General features: G+C 56.1%; 13 protein-coding genes, 1 tRNA gene and 1 pseudogene. 14 read left to right on the forward strand and 1 reads right to left on the reverse strand.

Annotated elements, in window-relative coordinates; translation table 11 throughout:
• Positions 1 to 401: 401 nt before the first annotated feature.
• From ndk to ACWGXE_RS08210, 10 genes and pseudogenes are all read left to right on the forward strand, one after another.
• Positions 402 to 821: a nucleoside-diphosphate kinase gene (ndk, locus tag ACWGXE_RS08165; RefSeq protein ID WP_447602779.1), complete on the forward strand. Its 420-nt coding sequence runs from the start codon at positions 402 to 404 to the stop codon at positions 819 to 821.
• 141 nt (positions 822 to 962) lie between these two features.
• Positions 963 to 2375 (forward strand): tetratricopeptide repeat protein, encoded by a 1413-nt coding sequence (locus ACWGXE_RS08170; RefSeq protein ID WP_447602781.1) that lies wholly within the window; start codon positions 963 to 965, stop codon positions 2373 to 2375.
• Between the two features lie 71 nt (positions 2376 to 2446).
• Positions 2447 to 2833, forward strand: coding sequence for a glycine cleavage system protein GcvH (gene gcvH, locus ACWGXE_RS08175; RefSeq protein WP_447602783.1), 387 nt, complete (start codon positions 2447 to 2449; stop codon positions 2831 to 2833).
• Between the two features lie 30 nt (positions 2834 to 2863).
• On the forward strand, positions 2864 to 4282 hold the full coding sequence (gene lpdA, locus ACWGXE_RS08180; RefSeq protein WP_447602784.1) for a dihydrolipoyl dehydrogenase: 1419 nt from the start codon (positions 2864 to 2866) through the stop codon (positions 4280 to 4282).
• A 1-nt stretch (position 4283) separates the two neighbouring features.
• Positions 4284 to 4766, forward strand: a complete 483-nt coding sequence (locus ACWGXE_RS08185; protein WP_447602786.1) for a ComEA family DNA-binding protein — start codon at positions 4284 to 4286, stop codon at positions 4764 to 4766.
• Complete coding sequence (tyrS, locus tag ACWGXE_RS08190) at positions 4763 to 5980, forward strand: tyrosine--tRNA ligase (protein WP_447602788.1); 1218 nt, start codon at positions 4763 to 4765, stop codon at positions 5978 to 5980. Before ACWGXE_RS08185 ends, tyrS begins: the two co-directional genes overlap by 4 nt.
• Positions 5981 to 6006: 26 nt before the next feature.
• Positions 6007 to 6909 (forward strand): universal stress protein, encoded by a 903-nt coding sequence (locus tag ACWGXE_RS08195; protein WP_447602790.1) that lies wholly within the window; start codon positions 6007 to 6009, stop codon positions 6907 to 6909.
• 146 nt (positions 6910 to 7055) lie between these two features.
• Positions 7056 to 7130 (forward strand) — tRNA-Gly (locus tag ACWGXE_RS08200).
• Positions 7131 to 7869: 739 nt separating this feature from the next.
• Positions 7870 to 8031: pseudogene (locus ACWGXE_RS08205) on the forward strand (SpvB/TcaC N-terminal domain-containing protein); the annotation flags it as partial.
• Positions 8032 to 8059: 28 nt separating this feature from the next.
• Positions 8060 to 10246 carry a hypothetical protein gene (locus ACWGXE_RS08210; RefSeq protein ID WP_447602792.1) on the forward strand — a complete coding sequence of 729 codons (2187 nt, stop codon included), beginning with the start codon at positions 8060 to 8062 and terminating at the stop codon, positions 10244 to 10246.
• Positions 10247 to 10597: 351 nt separating this feature from the next.
• On the opposite strand, the gene ACWGXE_RS08215 is transcribed toward ACWGXE_RS08210, so the two are convergent.
• Positions 10598 to 10750 carry a transposase gene (locus tag ACWGXE_RS08215; protein ID WP_447603907.1) on the reverse strand — a complete coding sequence of 51 codons (153 nt, stop codon included), beginning with the start codon at positions 10748 to 10750 and terminating at the stop codon, positions 10598 to 10600.
• A gap of 577 nt (positions 10751 to 11327) precedes the next feature.
• On the opposite strand from ACWGXE_RS08215, the gene ACWGXE_RS08220 reads away from it, so the two are divergent.
• Genes ACWGXE_RS08220 through ACWGXE_RS08235 form a run of 4 tightly spaced genes read left to right on the forward strand, consistent with a single transcriptional unit; the run spans position 11328 to position 14078 of the window.
• Positions 11328 to 12212 carry a hypothetical protein gene (locus ACWGXE_RS08220; protein WP_447602794.1) on the forward strand — a complete coding sequence of 295 codons (885 nt, stop codon included), beginning with the start codon at positions 11328 to 11330 and terminating at the stop codon, positions 12210 to 12212.
• A gap of 18 nt (positions 12213 to 12230) precedes the next feature.
• A complete protein-coding gene (locus ACWGXE_RS08225) occupies positions 12231 to 12545 on the forward strand; it encodes a DUF3467 domain-containing protein (RefSeq protein WP_447602796.1) in 315 nt (104 codons plus the stop codon).
• Entirely contained in the window at positions 12535 to 13095 is a 561-nt protein-coding gene (locus tag ACWGXE_RS08230) for a DUF4255 domain-containing protein (protein ID WP_447602797.1), read from the forward strand. The genes ACWGXE_RS08225 and ACWGXE_RS08230 overlap by 11 nt, the downstream gene beginning before the upstream one ends.
• Positions 13092 to 14078, forward strand: a complete 987-nt coding sequence (locus tag ACWGXE_RS08235) for a hypothetical protein (protein ID WP_447602799.1) — start codon at positions 13092 to 13094, stop codon at positions 14076 to 14078. Before ACWGXE_RS08230 ends, ACWGXE_RS08235 begins: the two co-directional genes overlap by 4 nt.
• Positions 14079 to 14378: the final 300 nt, after the last annotated feature.

Here is a 14378-nt window from a genome sequence, read left to right on the forward strand (position 1 = left end):
AGAGTAGGCATCAGAAACATACCGAGATGAGTCACTATTCGATCCAGCCTCCTTGAGAGTTGCGCGAGCTGCTTCGACGTTGGACGAGCCGAGGCGGCTGAAGATCTCCACCGCACGCTGAGCGTGAGGCACAATGCGTCAGCGGACTTGCCTTGTCGCACGAGCGCAATGGCGAGGCGGCGGTGGGAATCGAGCGCGATCAATTCCTGGCGGCCCACCTCGTCGGACAAAGGCAGGGATGCGGTGATTGCTGTGTAGTACTTCATGGGGTGGCCTTCATGTGGTAATGACTTGTTTCTCACCGCGCACCTTCTATAGAATCCGGACACAATCGTTTTCTGGACCCGTGATCCTGCCTGTTGCTTAGCGCACGATCATACAGCCGAGAGGAATGTTATCCCATGAGTGAACGGACGTTAGCGATTATCAAACCGGACGCAGTGAAAAAGAATGTGATCGGCGATGTGATCGGCCGGTATGAAAAGGCGGGCCTGAAGCCGGTGGCGATAAAGATGATGCATCTCTCCAAGGCAACGGCGCAGGGATTTTATGCCGTCCATAAGGCGCGGCCGTTCTTTGACAGCCTGTGCGGGTTCATGTCGTCCGGCCCGGTGGTAGTCCTCGTGCTTCAGGGGGACAATGCGATCAAGAAGAACCGCGAACTGATGGGCGCCACCGATCCGGCCAAGGCGGACGCGGGCACCCTGCGGAAGCTGCATGGCACGAATATCGAGTTCAATGCGGTCCACGGGTCGGATTCACCGGAAACGGCCGCCTTCGAGATCGGCTATTTCTTTCCGGAGATGGAACTGGTCGGGTAGGCTCTCTTTTCTCTCCCGCGGGTTTATCGTTTGACTCGTCTTCCACTGTCCATCCTGTCGGGTTTGGTGGCTGCCTGTCTCTGGACGGCCTGCACAACGACGTCTGCGCCCGGTTCTTCGGGAGCTGCGGCGGATCCTTCCGTGGAAGCCGAAAATCGGCTCTGGGACGGCGCCGTCACGGCACAGGAGGAAGGGCGGCACGAAGAAGCAATCCGGACTCTCAAACGGTTTCTCGTCGTCTATCCCAAATCGCCGCGCCAAGGGGAAGGGCATTGGCGCCTCGGTCAATCGCTCGAGCAGGCCGGCGATCTGCAGGCGGCCGTGTCCGAATATCAAGCCTTGCTCGCCATGGAGCCGCTGTTGATCCCGACCGACTCCTTCCAGATCCAGGCCACGCAACGACTGGATGGCTTGCGGCGCGAAGGAGTGGTCTTTCAGCATGCCATCCACGGGCATACGGCCTTGCTCGTGTCGCCGGTCAGCGTAGCGTCCTTGCCCACACCAGACGTGTGGTTGCAGAAGACGCGCGCCTCCGGTGTGACCGTCTTGATGCTCGACGTCAGTTGCGATGCGAGGTGTGCCGACCGGGTGCACGCGATGCCATCCGATGACCAAGGTTCGGATAGTCGACATGCCGGCGTGTTATTTGCCACGGTGCATGCGCCGGTGGTTCGGCCGATCCTGAACGACCTAGTTCCGGAGGCGCATCGCGCCGGACTCTCGGTGGTGGCCGTGATCGATCTCTTGCGCGCGCCTTGGCTCGACGCCCGGGGCGAGTGGCAGTTGTCCGTCTTCGATCCACGCAACCGCATCGTCCGGCCCTGGACCACGCTCGATGTTCTGAATCCTTCCGTTAATACCCATTTATCAGCCCTGTTGTCTGATTTGACCAGGGCGGATATCGACGGGCTGCTGATCCGAACGCGAAGCCGAAACAGTTTTGCCTATGAAATAGGAGAGGCGGCGCTTGCCGGATTTCAAGCTCAGTATCAGGAGACGTCCGCGGATGTCATGGCGGCCTTGGCCAAATCGGCCGGGACCGTACAGAATACGGAGTCGCTTTCTCAGCCGCATGCGTCGATTACCAAGGAACAGGCGGCCGGCACGTTATGGCATTGGGTGGGATGGAAAGCCCGCCAGGAACTCGATGCGCTGGCCCAAGTCAGGCGCGCGTTGCAGCAAGTGCGACATGGACTGCGCGTGATTCTCGAGGTGCACTCGGATGCGGCCTCCGAACCCTTGTCCGCCTTGGTGAATTACGGCGAAGACGTGGCCGAAGCCAGCCGCCGCGGGTTCGATATTCTCTTGAACGGCCCTGCGCGGCTTACTGATCTGCAGCAGATGGCGGCATTGGTGAAGAATGCCGAAACGAAAGCGTTGCGGAAGCCGGTCGTAGGCCAGCCGACCACGCAGCAACTTTGGGTCCTGGCCCGCGTCAAGGGATTGAACAGCCGAATGGAGCCGGGTCAACTTTTGCAACAGGCCGATCGGGTTCGCATCCGTGAAGACGTCAATGTGCTTCTGGTGCCGGATCAGGGGGAGAGCCTTCCTTGACAAAGCCGCCGCCCTTTTCTAGGATCGCGATCCGGACACCTGTTGTCTATCTCAGCTGAAAAGAGGAAATCATGATACCGTCCAATCTTCGCTATCATCAGGAGCATGAATGGGCCCGCGTCGAAGGCAAGCAGGCGACGATCGGGATCAGCCATTTTGCGCAGGATGCGCTCGGCGATATCGTCTTCATCGATCTGCCAAAAGTCGGGACCACAGTCACGGCCGGGGATCAGATCGGGGAAGTGGAATCGACGAAAACGACATCCACCATTTATACCCCTGTGAGCGGCACGGTCGCCAAGGTCAACGGCGATCTCAAGGATCATCCCGAAGTGGTTAATTCCGACCCGTACGGCAAGGGCTGGATGGCGGTCATCGACCTCACGGATCCAGCCGATATCGACAAACTGATGACCGCCCAGCAGTACGAGCAATTCCTCGGCACGCAGAAAAAGTAAGTCGCACAATCACACAATCACACAATTTTTATGAAGCACATTGCCATTCTAGGGGCCGGCCCAGGCGGCTATGTCGCAGCAATCCGGGCCGCCCAGCTTGGCGCGCGCGTCACCGTCGTAGAAAACCAGACGCTCGGCGGTGTGTGTCTCAACTGGGGCTGCATTCCCAGTAAAGCCCTGCTGTCGGTCGTCGATCTGGGGGACAAGATCAAGAAGTCTGCGGATCTCGGCATCGAATTGACGGCCGGGTTCACCTACAACGCCACCTCCATGGTGGCCCGCAAAAACAAGGTGGTGTCCGGCTTGGTGAAAGGAATCGCCACACTGTTTGCCACCTGGGGCATCGAGCATCTCCAGGGGACAGGGGAACTGGCGGATGCAAAGACGCTTCGCGTCATCAAGACGGATGGTTCCCAGGCCAACGTGTCAGCCGATGCAATCGTCATTGCAACCGGCTCCTCGTGGCCGGATCTGCCCATGTTCCCGGTCGACGGCCGCCACATCATCACGAGCAAACAGGCTCTGGACTTGGAACGGGTGCCGTCCAGCTTGCTCATCATCGGTGGAGGGGTGGAGGGCTGCGAGTTTGCGTCGCTGTACAGCGGGCTCGGGACGAAGGTGACCATCGTCGAGCTGCTGCCCCGTTTATTGCCGCTGGAGGATGAAGAGATCGGCCGATTCATGGAACGGGAACTGAAGAAACGTGGGGTGGAAATTCGTGCAGGCCTCGCGGTGGAGAAACTGGATCGGACGGACAAGTCCTTGGATGCGCTCCTCAAAGACGGCAGCCGCCTTACGGTGGAGCAAATCCTGGTGTCAGTCGGGCGGGGATTCAATTCCAGGGGAATCGGCTTGGAAAAGGTCGGCGTGCAGATCGGCCATCGAGGAGAGATCCTCGTCAACGAACAGATGGAGACAAACGTTTCCGGTGTGTATGCGATCGGCGATGTCGTGGGCAAGGCGATGCTCGCGCATGTTGCATCGGCCCAGGGAAAAGTGGCGGTCGAAAACATCTTGGGCGAGCAACGGACCATGAATTATGATGTCGTCCCGGCCGGCATTTTTACCCTGCCGGAGATCGGGCGTGTGGGGCTGACTGAACAACAGGCCCGGGACCGCGCGCAATCACAAGGGCGCCAACCTGAGCAGGCCATCCGGGTCGGGCGGTTCCGCTATGCGGCCTTGGGAAAGGCGCAGGCGACCGGCGATACGGCCGGCCTGTTCAAAGTCGTCGCGGAGGCGGAGACAGACCGATTGCTCGGCGTGCATATCGTCGGAGCCCATGCGGCGGACCTTATCCATGAAGCCGCCTTCGCCATGCAGGCAGGCGCGACCGTTCATCAGGTAGCCGACATGATTCACGCTCATCCAACCTTGGCTGAGGGAATGATGGAAGCCATGGAAGATGTCGGGGGCCGGGCCATCCATATGGCGCGTAAACGGGGGTGACGTGCTTCAATCCGTTCTCATCAAGCTGGCGATGTTGAGCGCGACCTTGTCCGTCATTGTGGGGATCGGGTGGACGGTGCCCCCAAGTCCTGGCGAGGCGGGAGCCGACGGCGCATCCACTGTGCTTGGAGAGCCCGAGGTCACTTCTCCACCGGCTGCTCCTCGCGAAGTCCTTCCTCATCCGTCTCTTCCTGTCAGCCGGCCGGTGCGGACGGCCTCATCCCAACTGCAACCACGTCGTTCGGCGGCGCAGCCGGTTGTTGACATGAATCACGCGACCCTCCGTGAACTCGATCAATTGCCCGGCATCGGCCAGGCCCTGGCCGAACGAGTCGTGGAGTATCGCCGATCTCACGGGCCCTTCGCCGCTGTCGAGGACCTGTTGCTCGTGAAAGGTATCGGACCGAAAAAGCTGGAGCGCTTGCGGGGACTTGTCAGGGTCGGAAGCCAAGCAACGCGCGATAACCAGGAAGGACGCCTGTGAGTGAACTAGCGCGACAACTCGCTCTGATCCTTCGGGGATCAGTCGAAGTCATTCAACAGACCGAGCTGGAATCCAAAGTCACGCGCTCCCTGAAGGAATCCCGCCCGCTGCGGGTCAAGGCTGGGTTCGATCCGACCGCGCCTGATTTGCATTTGGGCCATACGGTCTTGATTCACAAGTTGAAGCATTTTCAGGACCTCGGCCACCACGTGATTTTTCTGATCGGCGATTTCACCGGGATGATCGGCGATCCGACCGGTGTTTCGGAGACGCGCGTAGCGCTATCCAAGGAAAAGGTGTTGGAAAATGCCAAGACGTACGAGCGGCAAATCTTTAAAATTCTCGATCCACAGAAGACGACCGTGGAGTTCAACAGCCGTTGGATGAGCACGATGACCGCAGACGGATTGATCCAGCTCAGCGCCCATTACAACGTGGCCCGCATGCTGGAACGGGAAGACTTCCACAAACGCTATACGGAGCAGAAGCCGATCAGCATCCATGAGTTCATGTACCCGCTCATCCAAGGATACGACTCCGTCGCGCTCAAGGCGGATATTGAGCTCGGTGGGACCGATCAAAAGTTTAATCTGTTGGTGGGACGGGACCTCCAGCGTGATTACGGGCAGGAGGCGCAAGTGGTCATCACCATGCCGCTCCTGGAAGGCACGGACGGCGTCAGAAAGATGAGCAAGAGCGTCGGGAACTACATCGCGCTCGAGGACAAGCCGGACGACATGTTCGGGAAGCTGATGTCGATCAGCGATGCTTTGATGGTGCGCTATTATGAACTGCTCACGACAGACGATCTCGTTCGTGTCAAGGGTCTCCATCCGATGGAAGCCAAGCAAGGGCTCGCGGAACAGATTGTGGGTCGCTACCATGGAGCGGAGGCGGGACGCGCGGCGAGGGCGGCCTTCCAGCAGAAATTTCAAGCTCGGGAATTTCCGGATGAGCCGGATGCCCGTGTCGTACTGACGCAGGCTGATGTGAAAGACCCCGCGACACCTTCGATCACTCTCCTGGAGATTGTCGCCAAGACTCATTTGGTTCCCAGCAAAAGCGAGGCGCGCCGCCTGATCGTGCAGGGTGGGGTGGAGATCGACGAGCAGAAACACATCGACCCGAATGCGGCGGTCAATCTGGTACCGGGTCGCCGGTACCGGCTGCGCGTCGGCCGTCGCAAATTCGCCATCGCCGAGTACCAATCGTAGGGGTACAAAGGATCAAAGGAGCCCCCATGTCCTCGCCGCAATCCATCGACGTACCCATCTTGCAGCACGTCTTCCATCCTTCCGACTTCAGCCAGGCCAGTGAAACCGCGTTTGCGCATGCGCTAACCGCGGCGCTTGTCGCCAAGGCCGGGTTGACCATTCTGCATGTGTCTCCGGAACGAGACACGGAGTGGACGGAATTTCCCGGCGTACGGTCTACGTTGGAACGCTGGGGGCTGTTGCCGCCGAACAGCCTGAGATCAGATGTCGCGAAGCTTGGGATCGATGTCAGGAAGATCAAGGCGGTTCATAAAGATCCTGTCGAATCGATCACGGCGTACCTGGCGAGCCATGCCACAGACTTGGTGGTACTTGCCACGGATCAGAGCAAGGGCGCCATTCCCTGGCTCAGTCGATCCATCTCGGTTCCGGTTGCGCAAGCATCCAGGCAGATGACACTGTTCGTTCCAAAGGGCGTGGAGGGGTTTGTGTCTCCAGAGGATGGCTCTGTTTCGTTACGCAATATATTGATTCCGATCGCAGCCGAGCCGCCGGCCCAACCGGCCGTCCAAGCTGCCGTGCGATTGGCGTCCCGGCTGGAGAGCAATGGAGGATTGTTCACGTTATTGCACGTGGGGGACGAGGAAGCCATGCCCTCTGTTCTTTGTCCCGACGTGCCTGGATGGCGATGGAGCAAAGTCACCAAACAGGGTGACGTCATTGACCGCATCTGCCAAACCGCACTGGAGACGGATGCCGATCTCATCGTCATGACCACGGAAGGCCGTCATGGCTTTCTCGATGCGCTTCGTGGCAGTCATAGCGAACGGGTTCTCCGGCGTTCCCCTTGTCCGTTGCTGGTCATCCCCGCAGGCGGGTTCCTCGCTTCCGTGCTTCAAGCCGAAGCGGAGGAGGGGGCGGCGTCCTAATCAGGGCCGGAAGGGTTGGTTATCCCTATCTCTGCTTCGCGGCCGGATGGAATGAGGACAAAGACCGGTCGCATCCAGGGCCGTCGTACGGCTGGACACCCACCGACCGTTCCTGTATAAAAGAGCGCCTCCACCATTCTCCGAGAGCGGGCGTAGCTCAGTGGTAGAGTCCTAGCTTCCCAAGCTAGTTGTCGTGGGTTCAAATCCCATCGCCCGCTCCAATCTTTTCAACTACTATTGCTATAAGCCACAAAAGTGTATTCTTAATCGCAGCCACTCGGTTCCTTCGTGGCTACACTCACGGGCCGTGTGCGATCCATGTCGGCGAGATACCTTCCCGAACCTTGAAGGTCCGAGCATACTAAAGAACAAGCGTCAACCGGATCTGAGTATTGCTCCTATGTACGTGTGCGAATAGATTTTTTCCGCCCATGGGATTAATGTTGGAAGTCGTTTCCACAGAGAGCAATAGTTTCCTCGGTGTTCTAAAGCTTGGCTGAACCGATTACATTACTGTGCCGAGCGGCCCTTGCGCTGCTGTTCCAATAAGGCCCGTTCAAACTCCTTGTGTAATGCTGTCCTATCCCCAGTAGGCAGGGACGCAAACCGTAATAGGCCGCCTCACATCGTGCCAAGCAAGGCCTAACCCTTACCGCGTCTGCTTCTGCTGCGTCCACGACTCCCCATACTTCCTGATCTCCCACAACCGAAAAGATACACCTGGTATCCAAATGGATACGACGAGTGGTAGAACTTACAGATGAAAACGTCTTGTTATGGGGAATTCCGATGCTACCTGACTTGGACCACATGTTGCAGCGAATTCGGCGACGCGAAAAAAGTCGCTGCCCTCAATTCCTATCAAAGCGCACTGACTACCGGAGTTCGAAAGGAAACTGCTTGGACCAAAGACTAGACAGCAGTCAAAAGCATAACGCGGAAGTTCAGAGTACTCCCAATAGTAACCACTCAGGCAGGAGTAATGGCCCATTCGGAATGGGCTGGAATCTCTCTCTGCCTCATATTACGCGCAAAACAGACAAAGGCCTTCCCCGGTATGAGGATGCCGACGAATCGGACGCCTTTATCCTATCGTGCGCCGAAGACCTCGTCCCGGTTCTGTCTAAGACCAAATAGGTCGGATGGCAAAATGACCATCGCACCATCGAGCATCGATTGGGATCGACCGATCAATATGGGAACCACTGTTAATACGGATTATTCATCTTCTTTTCGTAAGCGCCTCTTCCGTATGCCGACTACGGCGATTGTTCTTGGAATTGCTCTTCTCCTCATGAGCTGTTCATCCGATTTACCGTACTTTATCTCGATCAACTCCACCGACGAACACGGTCACGAAACCGGCGTGTCGCCATGCGTGCTGCCATTGGATCAGGTGGTGAAACTGGTTCTCGAAGACGTCCCCCGTGACCAATCCATGGAAGAAGATTCGATTCGAACACTACAGCGGCGGTTCGAGCTGGCGCTGGCCTTATCGGAAGTCGAAATGAATGTCTCGCGCAAGAAGCCCGAACAGTACGATGAGGCGCTCGAGAAACGTCTTAAGGAGCTACTGAACGGCCGCTCATGTAAGGCCCCTATTGAACGGAATAAAGTCGACCTTCGTCAGCGTGGCGCTGATACCATCGAACGGCTGAAGCCAGGACAGCCGCCGGCCGAGTTCTGGATCCGGCAAGCGGGCTCGAAATGGCGCGCTACATACTCGCTCGATCCAGCCGATCCGAACCACTCGCTGGATCGATTCGAAGAGTTTCTTCGTTCGTCCCAGTTGGTCAAAAAGCTGTCCGAAGATGCCTTACATTCCGATCAAGATCCCGCCGATACGGAATATAAATTGGTTGAAAAACCGCATGACGACGGTTCTCAATGGTGTGGCCGCCCGGTGTCTCCCTGCAAGGAGCAGCAGAGCCTGTACAAGGTGACGACCGAACCGCCCGACCTGTATGAGACGCGACTCGCCAAGCTGATAAAAGGCATTACTTCGGAGACCGACCCGAGTCGACTACACCAGCACCGAATCGTCATGGTCGGCTATCAATTGCCATGGGACGAAGACCGTACGCTAATCCGGTACGGTGTGACCTTTTACTTTGAGGATTGGTATGACCCGGCCGATCGGACGTCCCGGACAAAATTTCTCGGCTATGACTTGCTCTACGCGAATGAAGCGACACCGAAGACTCCAGGTCGTCATCAAGATGAAAAGCCGCCAGATACCACTCCTCTTCTGGTAGAGGCCTGGTATTGGAGCGGCTATCCGTTTTCAGCCGTTATCGGAATCAAAAACGCGGCGTTCGAAGTAATCAAGATACCCTTCAGCCTGATTGCTGGACTGATCTCGGGCCGCGACACGTGGAATTATCCCCTGCAGGATCTCCTGAATGCGCGTGATGCTTTGCAGGTGGAGTTGCTTCGGCGGCCTCGGCGGGGGGCTGAGGCTGGCCTGTATCGCTTGCTGACGGAAACGCCATTGGTAGGCCAGGCATTTCAGTACAATTGGGGGGCAGATTGGTCAGAACCCGATGTCTTACCTGAGGCGCCCCGCCGAAAGGTCTTCTTATCGCGTGGGATCTATGGAGGGAATAAGTGGGGCCAGGATACGGGCTTATGGGCCGCGTTCGCGCAGCGCGTCTATCCCACCTATGACATCTACAGTCCGCCGTACCGGCACGGCACCGCCGTCGATGTCGCCTGGTCCATGTTTAATCTGTCCCATGGGCCGGGGTATGCGGAAGCGCGCTATGTCATGGAGCATGCGGATCGAAATGATCGCATTTATTTAGCCGGCCACAGTGGCGGTGTCCAGCGCAGTGCTTCCGCCTCCCGAATTCTCTGGCACCATCGCTTCAGAGTGGTGAGGGTCTTGGGGATAGCCGGGCCGAGCATCGGGCAGGCGTTTGCGGATCCACGTTATCCAGAGCCTTTCCCGGTGTATCTAAGTGCGGGCGAGGGGGCAAATGCCGATATTGTTTCCCAAGTCGGTCTTGTCGCGGGCACCTTCAGTGCTATTCTCAATTATGCCGTTGTCGTGCCGGCTAAGTATATCGTGGGAAGCTTTTGCTTCACTGTTAGCCGATGCCGCGAAGCTGTCTATAGACATGCTGACCGCATTGGTTACTCCAACGCAGACATTGTGCAGGTCCTACGGAAACCGTCTAGTCAGCATCAGACTCCACTGCGTCTCTCATTGGGCAATCGCCTGGTCTTTGATGCATATGTCCGGAGTGAATTTGCGACGGCATTCCGGGAAGACCTTGAACGACCGATGCGACCCAATCGCACCGATCGCCCGGCCGCATTTGACTGGCAGCAATAGGCAACTCTCCACGCATGTCCGCAAGGCGGTGGCTGCAATCGTGCAGGCGATAAATCACCGACGTGCTTCCGATTGATCAGCTCTCCCGCCGAAGCAACAGCCATATCCGCAGGAACCCGAACCGTCGCCTTGCATCAGCCAGATCGCGAATGCACAGCCTCAGTGATTGCACGGCGCGCCCAAAATAGGGTGAGGCGACCGGCCTGCGCACAACTTCACCTGAATCCTCCCATGAAGCAGCAGGCGAGTTCCGGGCGGCGGGTGGGCCTTAGAGTTTTGTTGCAGCGCCTCCGCGAGTATATCCCTGTCGAGCGAGAGATCCCTCGCCAGCGTCTTAGCCGGCTGTTCTCTTCAGTTGCCGAAGGCGGCTAGTTCACTCACGCCGAGATGCTTGTATTTCTTCTTCCACGCATAGAAGGTCTGCTCAACGATCCCGTGCTGACGACACAGGTTGCCGATGAGCCTGCTGGCTTCCGATGGCGGAGGGCATAGATGATCTACTATTTTGAGGGGCCACTACTTTCTTCACGGACCGTTGAGCGGCCTCCTTTCTCATCTGAGCGGCGGCAATATGTGGCATTCTCTTCATATATTGAGCAAATACGATTCGGTCATCTCTTCTTGTGTTCCAATAAGTCTCGCAACTTGATCTAGCGCGATGCCCTCGCTCCCTGACTGATGGCCAGTAAGGCATACTGGCTTACTGGCCATGAAAGAACTGTTCTGCACGGGAATCCTATTAGAGGTAGTGAGAGAATTTTGGCTGTCTTGATGCACTTAATGGCCGAGTGCAGTTGAATACTGTCGACGAATTGTGTGTCACATGTGTAACTTCGCTGATCGGCTGCGATGTGACATCACAATCCCATTCTGCCGGTTCTTTCGCAGGAGTTCGTTGAGCGACTGTAACATTGATCTGTTACATAAGCGCCGCTGTTGATTCTTGTCCTGTCCCGCAGCCTGTGCGCACAACTCCTTGTTTCACGCTAACTTCTCTGTACTCTCCCGCAACGCAGGTTACTTGGCCTGGCATGTGCAATACCCCAAGTAGCTTTCGCTTTTTCTTAGAAGGAGATAGCAGATGGCAAATCCATCAACTCAGGATCCGCCTAAAGGATCATCGGAGCCAACCCCTTGTCCTCCTCCCACAATTCTTCAAGAGAAGATGCTTGAGCTTGAAGCTCAGAGCAAACAGCAGAATGTAAACGATTCGAACCTCCAGCTCGCAGCCATCAACAAAATCAATGGCGAGGTAGAGCAAGCGAAATCGAAGTACAAGGACGACTACAGATCGATGAAATTTGTGGCCGCGCAGCTTGCCGAGTACGCAAAGCAGCGAGAAGCGCAGGTGGATGCTGAAGTCACACAAGCCGAGAAAAAGCTCATCGATGAAATCGTAAAGTGCGCACAAGCCCATGTGGTGTACCTCGAAACGCAATGGAAGAATGCAAGAGCCGAGGTTCCCGATTTGCAAAAAACGTGGAATTTGGCCGACATCGCCCGTCAAGAAGTGGAAGACCTGTACAGAAAAGCTCTCGACTATAAGGCTAACCAAAAGGACCTTGAGACGCTGCAGACACAGAGCACAAAGGAGTTCGATGCTGGAAACTTCCATGGCGCATACTTTCTGGTCGGGACGGAAATGAAGGCAAAACTATCTGACCTTTCTACCCCGAAGGTATTCAACGAGCAGCTTGAAAAGGCGGCTATGACCTATTTCACCGCCTTAGAAGATGCGCGCAAAGCGAAGGCCGCCTTTGACCAAAAGACTGATGAAGAGAAAAAGAAGAAGAAAGCCTATGAAGATGTGAAGACAAAATTACGGGAGAACATTCTCAAGGAGATCGCCGGAACTCACTTTGATGGGTTGTCCCCCGGCGAAGAACCAAAATCAATCCCGTCGCCAGAGCAAACAAGCGAAAAAGCGTCAGGTCCTTCAGGATCAGGGTCAGGAGCTAGACGTTGACTAACGATGGCGGCATATGTGTCACACGACAAGGCCAATGAAGAAAACCAGATGGGTTCAGAGGATGTCGACCGGTCGCAGCTCGCCAAAGGGGAATACGCCAATTACTTTGAAGTCGGCCATGACTTTGTCGCTTTTTATGTCGATTGTGGACAGGTCGGCCATAGCGATCAAAAGACGTCGGTATATAACAGAATCATTACTTCTCCCATCGGGGCACAACGGCTATCAATCATTTTGACGAAGGCCATACAAGAGTACAGACATCGCTTTGGCGGGATTCGGAATGAAGACGGGATGATTGCCAAAGAGGAAAATCCCAATGAGTTCTAGTGCGGTGGTCAGTGAAGTCAGCAATCTTCTGAAAAGTATTCTTGAAGAGGGGCTTACAACTACCGGGAACCCCAATCCCACGGTGGAGCTGTCGAATCCTTCAGACGAGACTTCTGAGAAGACACTTTCTATCTGGTTGTATCAGGTAACACCGAACGCCTATCTTCGCAATGCACCGAATCTACGTACCGGCGATGATAGTGAACGATTCCCGCCCCTGTCGCTCGATCTCTATTATCTTCTGACGCCTTCGCAAAAAAACGAGCCGGCCAACCAGGCCACATTGGGCAGAGCGCTGCAGGTGCTATACGACAACAGCATTCTCACCCTGAATCGGGGTGGCGATGTCGAGGAATTGCATATGAACATCTGCCAGCGTTCCATTGAAGAACTGGCCAGTGTCTGGGAAGCGTTGCAAAAGCCGTATCGCCTTTCCGTGTGTTTTGAAGTACGTACCGTGCAAATTGATTCGGAACGCCTACTCAAAGCGGGACGTATTAAAGAGCGTACGAGTCATTTTCAGGAGATTCCCGCGGAAGCGCAAGCATGAATATGGTCCCGATACGCACCTATGAGCGCTTCACGCATTACCCCATCTATGCGTTGAATGTGATGGACGATTTTGCAGCCGCAAGACTCAGCAGAGACTCGAATGATCCAAGCCATCCGATCGAGATACCTTCCGTTCTGGGGAGGATCAGTTTCTTTGTGACACATAGGCTGACGCCGCCCGTTATCACGTACGATCGGCCGCTTGAATTCATAAGCCGGCTGACCCGTAGTGGCTTTTTTGTGTTTTCTGGCGAGACGAGAAGGCAAAGACAGGCGGGTACAGGGTCGCTCAGCCCTGGGCGTTATCGTTGGCGCATTGAGAGCGACTATTATCAAGGAATGAATTTTGAGCATGACTGGCCGCCGCATAAAACTCTCATGGAGCAAGGCATAAAGCTTCGTCCGGGGCCGCGATACCCGTTTCCCAATCTTGATCTTAAGCAGCGGGATCTGGGCGTGACGCTATTACGGGGTACCATTTTTATGCCCAACGGCAAGCCGGTGGAGAAAGCGAAGGTCGAGCTTACTTTGCCTGAATTGCCTTCGTCTTTTATCACATACGGAGAGTGCGACACCGACTTTCTCGGTGAATGGGTTCTGGTCTTGATCGAAAGGAAGAAAGACGAGCCACCACCCGATTTGGAACACTCCCGCATTCGCGTGCATCTCCCGGATAAGCAATATGACGTCGATCTGCACATCAGGCCTGGTGAGGAGAACAGCGTTCGGCAAACCGCCTTGCGGGGGCGTACGGTAAAGCCCGGCGGCATGCCAGCATCCGGGGCAATGATTACTACGTCGGCCGGAGAAGGAGAATCGATAGTTGGGGCAGATGGTCAGTGGAGTTTCTATTTTGATTTACGTCAGGGAGACGGCCCGGTCACTGTCACAGCGAAAGGCATTGATGGGCTCACGGGAAGCAAAAGTCATCAAATAGTGCATGGTCAAACGACAACGGTGCCGACGATACAGCTTTCGTAAGAAAGCAGGGGGAATCCTATGCCAGAGTATCTACACCCTGGGGTATACGTAGAGGAAGTAGCTGCAGGGCCCCGGCCCATCGAAGGAGTCAGCACAAGTACGGCCGGATTCGTCGGAGAGACGGAGCGGGGGCCGACGATTCCTACGCTTGTTACGAGCTGGCAGAGTTATTATCGGTGGTTCGGCGATTACATAGACAGGCCTTCCAACACCAGCCGAAACGTCTTCTTACCCTATGCGGTACGCGGATTTTTCGATAACGGTGGCCAGCGTCTTTTTGTCGCCCGGGTGGTAGGTCCG

This window comes from Nitrospira sp. Nam80 (assembly GCF_965152575.1).

Bases quoted from the DNA above. Each gene is read 5' to 3' on its own strand.
- ACWGXE_RS08210 (WP_447602792.1), top strand. From the start codon at position 8,060: ATGACCATCGCACCATCGAGCATCGATTGGGATCGACCGATCAATATG.
- ndk (WP_447602779.1), top strand. From the start codon at position 402: ATGAGTGAACGGACGTTAGCGATTATCAAACCGGACGCAGTGAAAAAG.
- lpdA (WP_447602784.1), top strand. From the start codon at position 2,864: ATGAAGCACATTGCCATTCTAGGGGCCGGCCCAGGCGGCTATGTCGCA.
- ACWGXE_RS08235 (WP_447602799.1), top strand. From the start codon at position 13,092: ATGAATATGGTCCCGATACGCACCTATGAGCGCTTCACGCATTACCCC.
- ACWGXE_RS08230 (WP_447602797.1), top strand. From the start codon at position 12,535: ATGAGTTCTAGTGCGGTGGTCAGTGAAGTCAGCAATCTTCTGAAAAGT.
- gcvH (WP_447602783.1), top strand. From the start codon at position 2,447: ATGATACCGTCCAATCTTCGCTATCATCAGGAGCATGAATGGGCCCGC.
- ACWGXE_RS08220 (WP_447602794.1), top strand. From the start codon at position 11,328: ATGGCAAATCCATCAACTCAGGATCCGCCTAAAGGATCATCGGAGCCA.
- ACWGXE_RS08195 (WP_447602790.1), top strand. From the start codon at position 6,007: ATGTCCTCGCCGCAATCCATCGACGTACCCATCTTGCAGCACGTCTTC.